Source organism: Chitinophaga polysaccharea (assembly GCF_902150045.1).
In the GTDB taxonomy this organism is placed as follows: domain Bacteria; phylum Bacteroidota; class Bacteroidia; order Chitinophagales; family Chitinophagaceae; genus Chitinophaga; species Chitinophaga polysaccharea_A.
The window spans coordinates 754,083-768,624 of sequence record NZ_CABFVU010000001.1; the positions used below are offsets into that span (position 1 = coordinate 754,083).

14 protein-coding genes are annotated in these 14,542 nt (G+C 46.4%); 9 read left to right on the forward strand and 5 right to left on the reverse strand.

The genetic code is table 11. From position 1 onward, the window contains the following. Positions 1-479 precede the first annotated feature (479 nt). Positions 480-1,808: an adenosylhomocysteinase gene (gene ahcY, locus FN124_RS03010; protein WP_142683305.1), complete on the forward strand. Its 1,329-nt coding sequence runs from the start codon at positions 480-482 to the stop codon at positions 1,806-1,808. A 96-nt stretch (positions 1,809-1,904) separates the two neighbouring features. Beyond that, complete coding sequence (locus FN124_RS03015; RefSeq protein WP_142683306.1) at positions 1,905-2,636, forward strand: pyridoxine 5'-phosphate synthase; 732 nt, start codon at positions 1,905-1,907, stop codon at positions 2,634-2,636. 148 nt (positions 2,637-2,784) lie between these two features. On the opposite strand, the gene lon is transcribed toward FN124_RS03015, so the two are convergent. From lon to FN124_RS03035, 4 genes are all read right to left on the reverse strand, one after another. Next, a complete protein-coding gene (gene lon / locus FN124_RS03020; protein WP_142683307.1) occupies positions 2,785-5,187 on the reverse strand; it encodes an endopeptidase La in 2,403 nt (800 codons plus the stop codon). Between the two features lie 226 nt (positions 5,188-5,413). Then, complete coding sequence (locus tag FN124_RS03025) at positions 5,414-6,034, reverse strand: porin family protein (protein WP_142683308.1); 621 nt, start codon at positions 6,032-6,034, stop codon at positions 5,414-5,416. A gap of 112 nt (positions 6,035-6,146) precedes the next feature. Then, a complete protein-coding gene (locus FN124_RS03030; protein WP_142683309.1) occupies positions 6,147-7,055 on the reverse strand; it encodes a TorF family putative porin in 909 nt (302 codons plus the stop codon). Positions 7,056-7,174: 119 nt separating this feature from the next. Next, on the reverse strand, positions 7,175-8,440 hold the full coding sequence (locus tag FN124_RS03035; RefSeq protein WP_142683310.1) for a metallophosphoesterase: 1,266 nt from the start codon (positions 8,438-8,440) through the stop codon (positions 7,175-7,177). Positions 8,441-8,889: 449 nt separating this feature from the next. Between FN124_RS03035 and FN124_RS03040 the strand changes: the two genes are divergently transcribed. From FN124_RS03040 to FN124_RS03065, 6 genes are all read left to right on the forward strand, one after another. Next, positions 8,890-9,570, forward strand: coding sequence for a metal-dependent hydrolase (locus FN124_RS03040; protein ID WP_142683311.1), 681 nt, complete (start codon positions 8,890-8,892; stop codon positions 9,568-9,570). A 67-nt stretch (positions 9,571-9,637) separates the two neighbouring features. Next, positions 9,638-10,459 (forward strand): ParA family protein, encoded by an 822-nt coding sequence (locus FN124_RS03045; RefSeq protein WP_142683312.1) that lies wholly within the window; start codon positions 9,638-9,640, stop codon positions 10,457-10,459. After that, a complete protein-coding gene (locus tag FN124_RS03050) occupies positions 10,443-11,360 on the forward strand; it encodes a ParB/RepB/Spo0J family partition protein (RefSeq protein WP_142683313.1) in 918 nt (305 codons plus the stop codon). The genes FN124_RS03045 and FN124_RS03050 overlap by 17 nt, the downstream gene beginning before the upstream one ends. A gap of 61 nt (positions 11,361-11,421) precedes the next feature. Continuing rightward, positions 11,422-12,060 (forward strand): DUF5683 domain-containing protein, encoded by a 639-nt coding sequence (locus FN124_RS03055; RefSeq protein WP_142683314.1) that lies wholly within the window; start codon positions 11,422-11,424, stop codon positions 12,058-12,060. A 42-nt stretch (positions 12,061-12,102) separates the two neighbouring features. Continuing rightward, positions 12,103-12,822, forward strand: a complete 720-nt coding sequence (gene dapB / locus FN124_RS03060) for a 4-hydroxy-tetrahydrodipicolinate reductase (protein ID WP_142683315.1) — start codon at positions 12,103-12,105, stop codon at positions 12,820-12,822. Between the two features lie 151 nt (positions 12,823-12,973). Further along, positions 12,974-13,393, forward strand: a complete 420-nt coding sequence (locus FN124_RS03065) for an RrF2 family transcriptional regulator (protein ID WP_142683316.1) — start codon at positions 12,974-12,976, stop codon at positions 13,391-13,393. Here the strand turns inward: FN124_RS03065 and FN124_RS03070 are convergent, their stop codons facing one another. Continuing rightward, a complete protein-coding gene (locus FN124_RS03070; protein ID WP_142683317.1) occupies positions 13,394-13,639 on the reverse strand; it encodes a hypothetical protein in 246 nt (81 codons plus the stop codon). Between the two features lie 195 nt (positions 13,640-13,834). Between FN124_RS03070 and FN124_RS03075 the strand changes: the two genes are divergently transcribed. Continuing rightward, positions 13,835-14,518 carry a phosphoadenylyl-sulfate reductase gene (locus tag FN124_RS03075; protein ID WP_142683318.1) on the forward strand — a complete coding sequence of 228 codons (684 nt, stop codon included), beginning with the start codon at positions 13,835-13,837 and terminating at the stop codon, positions 14,516-14,518. Positions 14,519-14,542 lie beyond the last annotated feature (24 nt).

Sequence of the window (14,542 nt, forward strand, 5' to 3'; positions counted from 1 at the left end):
ACATATAAGCGTGTAAATTTCTATTAATACATATAGATTTTAAGTCAAAAATGTGAAAACAGTCCTTTGTAAAACCCTATATGCGGATCTCTTAAAATTGGCTCTCCCCGGCAGGCATCTGTATTGCTTCTTCTTCTCTTCTGATTAAACTGAAAAACCAGCCGCCGGCAATTATATTTATCTCTCTGATCATGTGGTGGTGGGTTCAAAACGCACTTATGGGCGTTATTTATGATTTCTTTAATTATACTATACCCTTCCACCTGTACCACATCTTCAAACAATTAAATATAAAATCATATATTTTAATTAGCAAATCTATAATAATATTTATATTAAATCAAATTATTTTATCTGGTAATAAGGGGGCAGACAGAAAGGGGTGATTAACAAATTTTTAGCGCTTATAATACCTTATATATGCATGGGAGTTATGTTAAAAGTTAAAATAACCCTAGATTTGCAAAAAACAATTCAGAATGTCAACAATTGCAAAATCAAACATTGACTTTAACCTCGGATACAAGGTAAAAGACATGTCTCTCGCGGCCTGGGGTCGTAAAGAGATTGAACTGGCAGAAGCCGAAATGCCCGGGCTGATGTCATTGAGAGAAGAATATGGTAACAGCAAGCCATTGCAAGGTGCACGTGTTGCTGGTTGTTTGCATATGACTATCCAAACTGCCGTATTAATAGAAACCCTCGTAGCCCTCGGTGCAGAAGTGCGCTGGAGCTCCTGCAATATATTCTCTACGCAGGACCACGCCGCTGCTGCTATCGCTGCTGCCGGTATACCCGTATTTGCATGGAAAGGTTTGAATGAAGCAGACTTCGACTGGTGCATTGAACAAACCCTGTTCTTTGGCAGCCCCGACCGTCCGCTGAACATGATCCTTGACGATGGTGGTGATCTTACCAATATGGTATTCGATAAATACCCTGAGCTTATCCAGCATATCAAAGGATTAAGTGAAGAAACCACTACCGGTGTTCACCGCTTATACGAACGTATGAAAGCCGGTACTTTACCAATGCCTGCTATCAATATCAACGACTCCGTTACCAAATCCAAATTCGATAACAAATATGGCTGCCGCGAATCCTGCGTAGATGCGATCCGTCGCGCTACAGATGTGATGATTGCCGGTAAAGTAGCCGTTGTTGCCGGTTTTGGCGACGTAGGTAAAGGTTCCGCTGAATCACTCAAAGGTGCAGGTGCCCGTGTAATCGTTACTGAAATTGACCCTATCTGCGCTTTACAGGCTGCAATGGAAGGTTATGAAGTAAAGAAAATGAACGACGCTGTGAAAGAAGCTGATATCATTGTAACCACCACCGGTTGCCGCGATATCATCACCGGCGAGCACTTCAAACTGATGAAAGACAAATGCATCGTTTCCAATATCGGTCACTTCGATATCGAAATTGATGTAGCCTGGTTAAACAAAAACTACGGCAACACCAAAGTGGAAATCAAACCACAGGTAGATAAATATACCATCGATGGTAAAGATATTATCCTCCTGGCTGAAGGCCGCCTGGTAAACCTCGGTTGCGCTACCGGCCACCCTTCTTTCGTAATGAGTAACTCCTTTACCAACCAGGTACTGGCTCAGCTGGAACTGTGGCTGCACTCAGAAAACTACGAAAACAAGGTATATGTACTGCCTAAACATCTGGATGAAAAGGTAGCCCGCTTACACCTGAAAAAAATCGGCGTGGAGCTGGATGTACTCACCACTACACAATCAGAATACCTCGGTATTCCTGTAGAAGGTCCTTTCAAACCAGACTATTACAGATACTAGTTTTAAACGACCAACAATACAAATGCAGCGGGGAAGAAGTCATTACTTTTTCCCCGCTGCATTTTTTGTAAAAGCTAAAAGCCGTAATTTTGCCGCATGACAAAGCTGAGTGTAAACATCAACAAGTTTGCAACCCTGCGCAATGCACGGGGCGGCAATCTACCGGATATACTAAAAGTGGCACAGGATTGTGAACGCTTCGGCGCCGACGGGATCACGGTTCACCCCCGCCCCGACGAACGGCATATCCGCTACCAGGACGTAAGAGATCTGAAACCCCTGGTAACAACAGAATTCAATATAGAAGGATATCCGTCGCAGGACTTCATGGACCTGGTACTGGAGGTGAAACCCCATCAATGCACACTGGTACCCGATCCGCCCAACGCCATTACCTCCAATACAGGTTGGGATACCGTTGCTTACCAGTCGCAACTGAAAGATGTGATCTCTACCCTGAAAAAAGCAGGGATCCGCGTGTCCATCTTCCTTAATGCAGACATATCCAAAGTAGAAGGCGCCAAAACTGCCGGCGCTGACCGCATAGAGCTGTATACCGGCCCCTACGCGGAAGAATATACGAATGCACGTACGCAGCCGCAAAACCTGCAGCTGTTCAACGATTATAAAAATACCGCTAAAGAAGCGACCGCTATTGGCCTGGACCTCAACGCCGGCCACGATCTCAACCTCGATAATCTCCGCTTCTTTAAACTGCATATACCACAACTTAAGGAAGTATCCATCGGTCATGCACTCGTGGTGGATGCCCTCTACTTCGGCCTGGAAAATACCATCCAGCTCTACAAACGTCAACTCACAGACTAATTATACCAAACAATAAAGCCATTCCGCATTTACGGAATGGCTTTATCAACCCTTAAAACAATCAACATGAAGTTCATAACGGGTCACAACTAAACCGGTATGAACATATATAGTTTGCCGTCATGACTGGCAGCAATGTTACGCCCTGTTACTTCTTTAATAACGCTATTTCCAATACTTGGTTCATTTGCTTCACATAATGAAATTTCATCCCTTTAATATAAGACGGATTAATATCCTTGATATCTTTTTCATTTTGCCAGCATAGAATAATCTCACGGATACCTGCCCTTTTGGCGGCCAGTATCTTTTCCTTGATACCGCCCACCGGCAGCACCTGTCCGCGGAGCGTAATTTCACCGGTCATAGCCAGATAGGATTTTACCCTGCGCCCGGTGAATACAGAAGCCAATGCGGTAAGCATGGTAATACCCGCACTTGGGCCATCCTTTGGTACAGCGCCTTCAGGTACATGCACATGCACGCTCTTCTGTACGAACTTCTTCGGATCCACTCCAAGTTCTTCTGCATGGGATTGCAGGTAGGTAAGTGCCGTAACCGCCGATTCCTTCATCACATTACCCAGGTTACCTGTCAGCTTCAGATCCCCCTTGCCTTCGCTCAAACTGCTTTCAATAAACAGGATATCGCCGCCTACATAGGTCCAGGCAAGCCCCACCGCTACTCCCGGCGGATTGCCCACCTTATAGATCTCATTGGAATAACGGGGTTTACCCAATATCTTTTGAAGCCCCTCTTCGGTCAGTGCATCCGGCAATTTCTCATCCATTGCTACCTGTTTGGCCAGGTTACGCATAATGGCGGCGAATTGCCTGTCCAGCTCACGTACACCGCTTTCCCGCGTATAATCAGCGATCAGCTGCTCAATCACGGTATTACTGATCTTTATTTTAGTATCCTTCAGACCATGTGCATCCTTTTGCTTGGGCAACAGGTGCCTTTTGGCAATCTCTACTTTCTCTTCAATGGAATACCCGCTCAGGTCAATGATCTCCAGCCTGTCGCGCAGCGCAGGATGAATGGAATTGATATTATTGGCGGTTGCAATGAACAACACTTTGCTCAGGTCATATTCCAGCTCCAGGTAGTTATCATAAAAGGTGCTGTTCTGCTCGGGATCCAGTACTTCCAGCAACGCTGAACTTGGATCGCCACGCATGTCGTTACCTATCTTATCAATTTCATCAAGGATCATTACCGGGTTTGATGATTTGATTTTGCGGATCGACTGTACCACCCTGCCCGGCATAGCGCCGATATAGGTTTTACGGTGCCCGCGGATCTCGCTTTCATCGTGTAAGCCACCCAGGCTGAGACGAACATATTTACGGCCAACAGCATTGGCGATAGACCGTCCCAGGGAGGTTTTACCGATACCCGGAGGACCTACGAAACAAAGGATCGGCGACTTCATGTCTCCCTTCAGTTTCAGTACGGCCAGGTATTCCAGGATGCGTTCCTTTATTTTTTCCATGCCGTAATGGTCATGGTCCAATATCTTTTTCGCCCTTTTCAGGTCATAACTGTCAGTGGTATATTCGCCCCAGGGCAGATCCAGCAGCAGGTCCAGATGATTATATACCACGCTGTAATCAGGCGTGCTCGGATGCATACGCTCCAGCTTCTCAACGCCTTTTGCAAATGCTTCTGCGGCAGCGGCCGGCCATTTCTTTTCTTCGGCCTTGCGCTTCATTTCCTTCAGCTCCCGGTCGTTGGCATCTCCTCCCAGCTCTTCCTTGATCGATTTCATCTGCTGCTGCAGGAAATAATCACGCTGCTGTTTGTCGAGGTCCGCTTTGGTTTTATTGGTGATCTTATTCTTCAGCTCCGCCAGCTGCAACTCTGTTTGCAACAGCTTCATGAGCAATTCTGCGCGTGTGCGCAGGTTGTTGATCTCCAGCAATTGCTGCTTTTCTTTCAGTTCTGAATTGAGATTGGAAGAAACAAAATGCACCAGGAAAGAAGGATTCTCGATATTCTTCAGGATAATGCTTGCTTCCGAAGGCAGGTTAGGAGAAAGCTGTATGATCTGCCCGGCAAGGTCCTTAATGGAAGAAATATATGCTTCAAATTCTGAATCATCTTCTGCCGCTTCATCATGCAATACGCTGATCTTCGCTTTGAAATACGGATCTTCTGACAGTATTTCATCTATTTTAAAGCGCTTACGGCCCTGTATAATGATGGTAGTGCCTCCGTCGGGCATTTTTATGAGCTTCACAATACGGGCCACGGTGCCTACTTCTGTCAGATCCGCTACTCCAGGATCTTCTACGGTACTGTCTTTCTGCGCCACCACCCCGATCGATTTGTCGGTTTTGTACGCATCATTCACCGCTTTTATGGATTTGTCCCGGCCTACCGTGATCGGCAGCACAACACCCGGAAACAATACTGTATTTCGTAATGGTAATAATGCCAGTTCATCGGGAATCTTTTCATCCTCCTGTCCTTCCCCGTCTTCATTCAAAGGGATAATAGGCATGAACTCCATTTCATCTTCCGAATTTCCTAAATAAAATCTGTTCATCTGAGATATTTAAAGCCTCATGAGGACATTCTGTCATACAACCCGGCAAAAGTCCTCGTTTTTTTATGTACCCCTATATTGTCAAGTTTGGTGCCAAGTGACGCTCTGGCAGTAACAGACAGCAGTGTAGCAGTTGGCGTTTTCCACAAAAAAATGCAGCAAAGATCAAAGTATTCACTTTAATCTTTGCTGCATCATAAAAATTTAATGCGGAACGCCGGGGTTACTAGAAGGATACACCTACACCCAGCTGTATGCTCTGGTTCTTCCAGTTGCTGGTGTTGGCTACGCTGTTGATGTCTTTCACGTCGTTAAAGCCAATCACATAACGGGCACTTACGTTAACGATCGGCAACTGCAACCATAAACCGGCTACACCGGAAATATCGCCGCCTTTGAATGCTTCTTTGGCAGCACCCAATACTTTTCTATCACTAACCAGCGCACTGAACTGAGGTCCTACCTGGAGCTTTAAACGCGGGGTTCCCAGGTCGATGTTGGCCAGTAACGGAATACTCAGGTAGCTCATAGTGATCTTCTTACCATTATCTTCCAGGTTTCCGGTGTTGTAGATCTCACTGAAATCGTCTGTAGTTTTTGTTTTGGTAGAAGAAAATATCAACTCACCCTGAACCCCGAATCCTTTTACAAGGTTTACCTGGGCAAATCCACCGATGTGATAACCTAATTTAAACCCGTCCTGGAAACCGGTACCATCCAGCTTTCCAAGATTAGCACCTCCTTTCACACCAAAACGCAGGAATTTTGATGTTTGTGCATTCACAGTTGACACGGTTGAAACAGCAGTTATCATCAGCACTGCTACGGCGAAAAACAGTTTTTTCATAAATTATGTATTGTTAGTAATGGTTAAAATATAGACGTCCGGAGTAAAAAATACCCCTATGTTGCAATTACATTTCCCGTAATTACAAATTCCGTGCTACTTGTTAAAGAAATCAAAAACTGTATAAAATCCGGGCCGTGAAGTAGCTCATAATGCTTTGATCTGTACCGGTTAAGGGCTTGAATACGGTGAAGGATGGCGCCAGGTTCAGGCGGCCAATAAAATAGGATACGCTTGTGGTGATATCTATTGCGCGGGGCTCAAACTCGGTATGGTCCTCTAAACTAAGCTCCTTTCCCTGCGAGGGCCTGAGTTTTATCATCTGTGGCGATCTTGTGATATACTGGAATGCTTTGAGGTTACTGTAATAATTGGCCGTTCCCAATGTCATATTCACTGAAGGCGTCACCATCAGTACATCAAACCTTCCCACTACTCCTGAAAAAATAAACGGATGCCTCACTGCTGCAATAATATTAAAATCATTTCCCCTCAGGGTTTCTTTGGTATGCAGTCCCTCCGATACATGCTTCCCCCAGCCGTAATCCAGGCTCAATCCGGGTTGCAGCCACCACTTACGGTAATAGAAATAAGCAAAAATCTCATTTTTAATAGGCGTGGCGGGAACATCTGAAGAATCGGCAAAAACATATTTCGTGTAAGATATACCGGTAAGAAAATTACGGTTCTTCGTATAGTCGTAACCGGCGGTAAAGTCCCATTCAAACCAGGGCTTGTTAATGGAGTTGAAAAGATAATAGGCGCTTACGCCTGCGTACAACCCGCTTTTGTGGTAATAGCTTAAAGAAGGAGCAACGAATGTTTTTAAAACAACAGGCAGCTCGAAATCAACTACTTTACTACCATAAGCAGGATTGTTCCCATACCCGATACCAGCCACAAGTTCGCTTTTCTGTTGTTTCTGCAACAGCGAATCGAGCTGCCGCTCCAGCTCTGCGAGGCTTTGTCCCGATGCTACACGGCTACATAACAACAGGAAGGTTAAGAAGTATAGGCGCATGTTGTAAAAGTACGTCGCTGCAATATAAGCGTAAATGGGAATTGTTTAACCCCACATCCCATGAATGGGACAAATGTGTGGCTAAACAATGCTTTTCTGTCGGTCAGTGCGTACCCGCTTTATACCAGGTCTATCACCGTAATTTCAGGCAGGATACCCACTCTTCCGGGATATCCCAGGAATCCGAAGCCCCTGTTGACATACAGGAACTGCTCGCCTTTTTTGTATAACCCTGCCCATTCCTTATAGAAATACTGCGCCGGGCTCCATTTCAGCCCGGGTATTTCCACACCGAACTGCATGCCATGGGTATGGCCCGCCAGCATCAGCGCAATGTCGGGGTATTCGGTACGTACCTGTGCATCCCAGTGGGTAGGGTCATGCGACAGCAATATCTTAAACGGTATATGTTCCGCCCCTTCATAGGCCCTTTTCAGGTCGCCATAGCGGGGAAATCGTTTAATAGCGCTCCAGTTTTCAATACCTATGAGGGCAATCTGCTCCCCGTTGCGGTCCAGGATCACATTTTCATTCATCATCAGCTTCCAGCCCAGCTTGCCGTGTACGGCTTTTAAGTCTTCCAGGTTCTGGTGCTGCAGCGCGCTGTAGCCGTTGGCATTTTTATCGGGCCAGGGGTAATAATCGCCATAATCGTGGTTCCCCAGGGTAGAATACACGCCCATTGGCGCTTTTACCTCGCTGAACACATCCAGCCACTCCGCCATTTCCACGGCACGGTCGTTTACCAGGTCGCCGGTAAACAGCACCAGGTCCGGTTTCTGGTCGTTGATCATCTTAATCCCCTTCATTACTGCTTCCCGGTTGGCAAAGCTGCCCGAATGTATATCGGAGATCTGTACGATCCTCAGACCCTTAAAGGAGGCCGGCAGTTGTTTGAAGGCCATTTTGATCTTATGTACCCGGTAGTTGTATTTGTTGGAGAAGCCATACATGAGCGTACCAAAAAAAGCGCCGCCGGTGATAAGGCCCAGGCGGTTAATGAACTGCGACCTGGATAAGCCGCTTACCGCCGGGCCTGGCGCTGCTGCCTGCGCGCCGCTGAACTTGCGGATCAGCCACAGTACCCCCCTGCGCAGGTCGTCGATCAGCAGGAATACCGTTACCAGCAGCTTAGCCAGTACCAGGCCCATGAAAATGGCCATCAGGTACGATTTCAGCGTAGGAGGCCAGCTATGCCAGTTAATATAGGGCAGCAAAGCGATCATCAGCACACAGGAAAGAGAAATAAACCAGTAAACGGAATAGGTAATATTCCTTACTCTCGGAGCAGACATATACACCATGGCTCTTACAGCCTGGAAAACATAAATATCCAGTAACAGAAGGAAAACAATAAGTATAATGGAATTAATCCCGGGTCGCATTATAGAAATTTAATATGGATATACAATAGTTAAGCAATTTAACACAACTTACCTGGTCTGAAAAGTTAAAAGGCAGTTGTATTATTACAAGACGAATAACAATGCCGGGAATTGTATGTTTTTATTTTTTTTATTAAGAATGGAGAAACAGTACATTTGCTGGCGACCGGTATACAATAGATAATTTTAATATTTTATTAATATATTAATCTTACCCCTGCTGAAACTGGCTAGAAATTAACCCGTTAACGGGTAATGGGTCCCGTTCTGCGAACAGTTTGTGTATAAATAAATATACTGCAGCACCCGAATTTTAGGTAATCGTTGTATTTTTGTCCGATTACGCTACTTTTAATAAAGTTACTTTTAGATATAGGTGTAGAGTAATAACGGATGACGGAGACCAGATCTCCCCGGAAGTTGTCGTGAATAATTCAAATGGACTGATTATGAAGTATACTTGCTATGGACATTCCTGTTTTGCAGTGGAGATTATGGGTAAAAAGATCCTTTTTGATCCTTTCATCACCCACAATGAACTGGCGGCCAAAATAGATATCAATGCCATTGAGGCGGATTATATTTTTGTTTCCCATGGGCACGAGGATCATACGGCCGACCTGGTAGCCCTGGCAAAACGAACCAATGCCACTGTAGTATCTAATTTTGAAATAGTGACCTGGGCAGGTAAACAGGGGATTGAAAAATTACATCCCATGAATACCGGCGGTAAATGGAAGTTTGAATTCGGAACCGTAAAATGCGTGGTAGCACACCATTCCAGCAGTTTGCCTGATGGCACTTATGGCGGCAACCCGATGGGCTTTATATTTATGACGGACGAAGGGAATTTTTATTATGCCGGCGATACTGCGCTTACATTGGATATGGAGCTGATACCGGGCATTTCCTCGCTGGATTTTGCCATACTGCCTATCGGCGATAATTTCACCATGGGCATTGAAGATGCTATTGCAGCCGCTGAATTGATAGAATGTGATAAAATAATCGGCGTACACTACAACACTTTCGGCTACGTTAAGATTGATACCAACGAAGCAAAAATGCAGTTTATTGATGCCGGGCTTGAACTGATATTACCTGAAATAGGTAGTACCATAGAGGTTTGAGGAAGAAGTGATCGTTGCTGATTTATCCTTTATCCTATAAATAACCTTTGAATTTTTAAATTACACAATGGCTAGAATAATCGCAATCGCTAACCAGAAAGGTGGCGTAGGAAAAACTACAAGTGCAATAAACCTGGCAAGCAGCCTGGCTGTGCTGGAATTTAAGACACTGCTGGTTGACGCCGACCCGCAGGCAAACAGCACCACGGGGCTGGGTTTCGACCTGCGCAATGTGCAGCAGAGCTTGTACGATTGTATGGTGAACGATGTGCAGGCCAAAGATGTGATCCTGGAATCAGATACTCCCAACCTGAAGGTATTGCCTTCTCATATAGACCTGGTAGGCGCTGAACTGGAGCTCATCAATCACCCTAACCGGGAAAGAGTGATGAAACAGGTGATCGACTCCGTGGAAGCAGATTATGATTTCGTAATTGTTGACTGCTCCCCCTCCCTGGGCCTCATCACCGTAAATGCCCTCGTAGCATCCAACTCCGTGATCATCCCCGTTCAATGTGAATTCTTTGCACTGGAAGGTCTCGGCAAATTACTCAATACCATCAAGATTGTACAAAGCCGCCTGAACATAGAACTGGAAATTGAAGGTATCCTGATGACCATGTACGATGGTCGCCTGCGCCTCAGCAACCAGGTGGTGGATGAAGTAAAACAACACTTTGAAGAAAGCGTGTTCAATACCATCATTCACCGTAATACCAAACTGGGAGAAGCCCCCAGCTTTGGTAAATCCGTTATTATGTACGATGCTGCCAGCACAGGCGCTATTAACTACCTGAACCTGGCCAAGGAAATCCTGCAGAAACATAATTTCACCAAAATTAAATCCAAAGACAAAATCCTAGCTATAAACGATGACCAATCCAAGTAAGAAAGAAGCGTTGGGTAAAGGCATCCGCTCTCTGCTTCAAAATATCGATACAGATCTGAAGCAAACTGCCGGCGCCCTGGGTGATAAAGTAGTAGCTGCCGCTACAGGCATTGAACGCATATCACTGGATCTGATTGTAACCAATCCGAAACAGCCGCGTCGTGACTTTGATGAAGTTTCCTTACAGGAGTTAAGCCAGTCCATCAAACTGCATGATGTGATCCAGCCCATCACAGTGGCAAGGATCAATGCTAAAAAATTCCAGCTCATCGCCGGGGAACGTCGCCTGAGAGCCAGTAAACTGGCCGGGCTGAAAGATATTCCCGCGTATATCCGCCAGGTAAACGACCAGGAGCTACTGGAGCTCGCCCTGCTGGAAAACCTGCAAAGGGAAAACCTTAATGCCATTGAGGTAGGCCTCAGCTACAAAAGGCTCATGGAAGAATGCACGCTCACCCAGGAACAGGTGGCCGACCGCATGGGCAAAGAAAGAAGCACCGTTACCAACTATATACGCCTGCTCAAACTGCCGCCGGATATCCAGGTAGCCGTGCGCAATGGCCAGCTCAGCATGGGCCACGCCCGTGTGCTGACCGGTGTGGAAAACGTGGAAAACCAACTCTTCCTGTACAATGAAATCCTGAAAAACGGGCTGTCTGTACGGCAAACAGAAGAACTGGCACGTAATATTAACCAGGCCGACAAAAATCATCAGCAAAAAGCAGCCAAGGTAAAACTACCGCCTGCTTACCAGAAAATACAGGACAAACTTGCCTCCCACTTCTCTACCAAGGTAAAACTGGACAGGGGCAAAAGCGGCAAAGGCAGCATTTTAATTGAATTCTATTCGGATGAAGAGCTGGATAGTATCCTGGAAAAAATAGATCTATACGGTGGCTAATAGGGCTCAATACATATTTTATTCACTACGGTACGCTTTATTGTTTTTAGTTGCAGTAGCAATGGCTGCGCCATTACATGCACAACAGGATACTCTGCGCCCCATTGCCAAAACAATGGATACCATTATCCGGCCTATACCCGCACCCGGTACAGATACCGTAAAAGCAAACAAAGCCATCTTCACCGACAGCGCCTATGTTCCTGATTCCAAACTCCCGCACAGCCCCCGTAAAGCAGCCCTTTACTCTGCTGTAGTGCCGGGCCTCGGACAGGCATACAATAGAGAATACTGGAAAATTCCCATCGCATACGCCGCTATTGGTACCTGTGTTTACTTCTTTGTGGATAACATGAAAACGTACAAGCTGTATCGCGATGCCTACCGCCTCCGGGTAGACGGCAACCCGGATACCAACGATACCAGCCCGGATACCAAACCTTATGATACCGAATCGCTCAAAGTAGGCCGCGACCAGTTCCGGCAGTATGTGGATTATTCGGTGTTGTTCTTCATCCTGGCATACGGCGTAAACATTATAGACGCTACTGTATTTGCACATCTCCGTAATTTCGATATGTCGGATGACCTCAGTATGCGGGTTTCTCCCACACTGATCAACAATCGTACACTCGGCATCGGCCTGAATATTTCCTTCGGCGGTAAAAAGGGAAAAAGCCGTTACTTCGCAGGCCGCTGATCTTCACTAATACATCAACTTAAAATACAACTTTCAAGGGTCATGAAAATAGCGCTCATAGGATATGGTAAAATGGGACAGGCAATAGATGCTATTGCCACTGCCAAAGGTCATGAAATAATACTCCGCGTGGATATTAGCAGCAAACACCTGCTGGAAAAAGAACACCTTTCACAGGCAGACGTAGCTATCGAGTTCACCACCCCTGAAACAGCCTACCGCAACATCTTGAAATGCTTCGACGCCAATGTGCCGGTAGTTTCCGGTACCACAGGCTGGCTGGATAAGCTGCCGGAAGTAAAGGCCCTCTGCCTGGAAAAGAACCAGGCATTCCTTCATGCCACTAATTTTAGTATAGGCGTAAATATCTTCTTTGAACTGAACAAGAAACTGGCAGACCTCATGGCCGGCCAGCCACAATACAACGTGAAGATGGAAGAGATCCATCATACCCAGAAAAAGGATGCACCAAGCGGCACCGCCCTCACACTGGCTGAGCAGGTACTGGCATCGGTGACCCGTAAAACCGGCTGGGTAAACGAAGACAGCGATCAACCGGAAACATTGCCTATCATTTCCAAAAGGATAGATCCGGCCCCAGGCACACATACCGTTAACTATACTTCCGCCATCGACGATATCACCATCACCCATACCGCACACTCCCGCGAAGGCTTTGCCGCCGGCGCTGTAGTAGCGGCAGAATGGCTGAAAGGCAAAACCGGCGTGTTCACCATGCGGGATGTGCTGAACCTGGGATAGCAGCACGATACACTTTTAACCCCGGAGCCCTTTCTGGCGGCTAAAAGCCAGTCGCCCGCTGCTGGCAGCTAAAAACTGCTTATCTTTGCAGGAATATAAAGTTAGCAACCGAACTATAAGTTCATCCGTGGAGGGATGCAAAAAAGTCTGTATGTTATCAAAAAAAACACAATACGCATTTCACGCATTAGTACACCTGGCAGAAAATGTAGATAAAGGCCCCATCCTTATATCGGAGATTGCACAGGAGAAAAATATTTCTATCAAATTCCTGGAAAACATTTTGCTGGAATTGAAGAATGCCGGTATCCTCGGTAGTAAAAAAGGAAAAGGCGGGGGATATTACCTCATGCGGCCTCCAAAAGAGATCGCCCTGGCTAAGATCATCCGCCTGCTAGACGGTCCTATTGCGCTGCTCCCATGCGTAAGCCTCAACTATTATGAGCGCTGCGAAAATTGCCGCGACGAAGCGGTATGTGGCCTCAACGAAGTAATGGGCCGCGTAAGGGACTCCGCCCTCAAGATCCTTGAAAACAAAACACTGAAGGATATTCTTACCAGGAATAGCTGATCACTGATCAGGGTTAAAAATATCAAAGCCGGCCATTAAGCCGGCTTTTTCACGCCTGTAAAGGATTTCAGGATCAAGTCCACCTCCCCTCCACTTTCCCGGCAGGAACGCTGCCAGTGCCAGGTAAGCGTAAAGTAATTCCCCTCCCATTGCAAAGCGGCCCCAACCCGGGAGATTAAGCCCTTCCAGCCAGCAATGTTGGCTAAACCGCCCGGCAATTACCCTCCGCCGACTCCAGGTATCCAAAAGTTAGCTCCCTGGTCGGCCCTACCCCTGGGCCCTTCTTTTTACATATCCCCCACCATAGCCCATCTTCCCGAAAGAAATAATTTTTTACATTATTAGTCTATCTTTTTTATAGGTTTTATGTATTTTTGTTGCAGGAGCAACCGTAATTGCTCCGCTGGCACTAGACATATCAATTCAATAAGGAAGATCTACATGACAGACATTACCACCGCGCTGGTCAACAAACCGGTGGAGGAGGCTATACAGTACCTGCTGGAACAATACCCCGGCGCTGTAGCATTCTCTACTTCTTTTGGCCAGGAAGACCAGGTGATATCAGATATTATCTGGCGTAACCAATTGCCGGTTAGAGTTTTTACCCTGGACACGGGCCGCCTCTTTCAGGAAACATACGATGTAATGGACCTCACCATGGCCCGTTATAAACAGCCTGTAGAAGTGTATTACCCCGATACCAAAGCAGTAGAAAAACTGATTTCCGCCAAAGGACCCAACAGCTTTTATGAATCCGTGGAAAACCGCAAGGAATGTTGCGGCATCCGCAAAATTGTTCCCCTCAACAGGGCGCTGGAAGGCGTAAAGGTATGGATCACCGGCCTCCGGGCAGAACAATCCGAAAACAGGCAGGGCATGGAAATCCTTGAATGGGACGAACATCGCCACCTCTACAAATTCAACCCGCTGATCCACTGGGGCTACGATGAAGTGCTGGCCTACCTGGAGCAACATAAAGTGCCTTATAACAAGCTGCACGACAAAGGCTTTATCAGCATTGGCTGCGCTCCATGTACGCGCGCCATTGAACCGGGAGAAAATCCACGCGCCGGACGCTGGTGGTGGGAACAGTCGCAGAAAGAATGCGGGCTGCACGGATAATAAATATTAGCTTTTTGAATAAAT

Bases quoted from the DNA above. Each gene is read 5' to 3' on its own strand.
- ahcY (WP_142683305.1), top strand. From the start codon at position 480: ATGTCAACAATTGCAAAATCAAACATTGACTTTAACCTCGGATACAAG.
- FN124_RS03015 (WP_142683306.1), top strand. From the start codon at position 1,905: ATGACAAAGCTGAGTGTAAACATCAACAAGTTTGCAACCCTGCGCAAT.
- lon (WP_142683307.1), bottom strand. From the start codon at position 5,187: ATGAACAGATTTTATTTAGGAAATTCGGAAGATGAAATGGAGTTCATG.
- FN124_RS03025 (WP_142683308.1), bottom strand. From the start codon at position 6,034: ATGAAAAAACTGTTTTTCGCCGTAGCAGTGCTGATGATAACTGCTGTT.
- FN124_RS03030 (WP_142683309.1), bottom strand. From the start codon at position 7,055: ATGCGCCTATACTTCTTAACCTTCCTGTTGTTATGTAGCCGTGTAGCA.
- FN124_RS03035 (WP_142683310.1), bottom strand. From the start codon at position 8,440: ATGCGACCCGGGATTAATTCCATTATACTTATTGTTTTCCTTCTGTTA.
- FN124_RS03040 (WP_142683311.1), top strand. From the start codon at position 8,890: ATGAAGTATACTTGCTATGGACATTCCTGTTTTGCAGTGGAGATTATG.
- FN124_RS03045 (WP_142683312.1), top strand. From the start codon at position 9,638: ATGGCTAGAATAATCGCAATCGCTAACCAGAAAGGTGGCGTAGGAAAA.
- FN124_RS03050 (WP_142683313.1), top strand. From the start codon at position 10,443: ATGACCAATCCAAGTAAGAAAGAAGCGTTGGGTAAAGGCATCCGCTCT.
- FN124_RS03055 (WP_142683314.1), top strand. From the start codon at position 11,422: ATGGCTGCGCCATTACATGCACAACAGGATACTCTGCGCCCCATTGCC.
- dapB (WP_142683315.1), top strand. From the start codon at position 12,103: ATGAAAATAGCGCTCATAGGATATGGTAAAATGGGACAGGCAATAGAT.
- FN124_RS03065 (WP_142683316.1), top strand. From the start codon at position 12,974: ATGTTATCAAAAAAAACACAATACGCATTTCACGCATTAGTACACCTG.
- FN124_RS03075 (WP_142683318.1), top strand. From the start codon at position 13,835: ATGACAGACATTACCACCGCGCTGGTCAACAAACCGGTGGAGGAGGCT.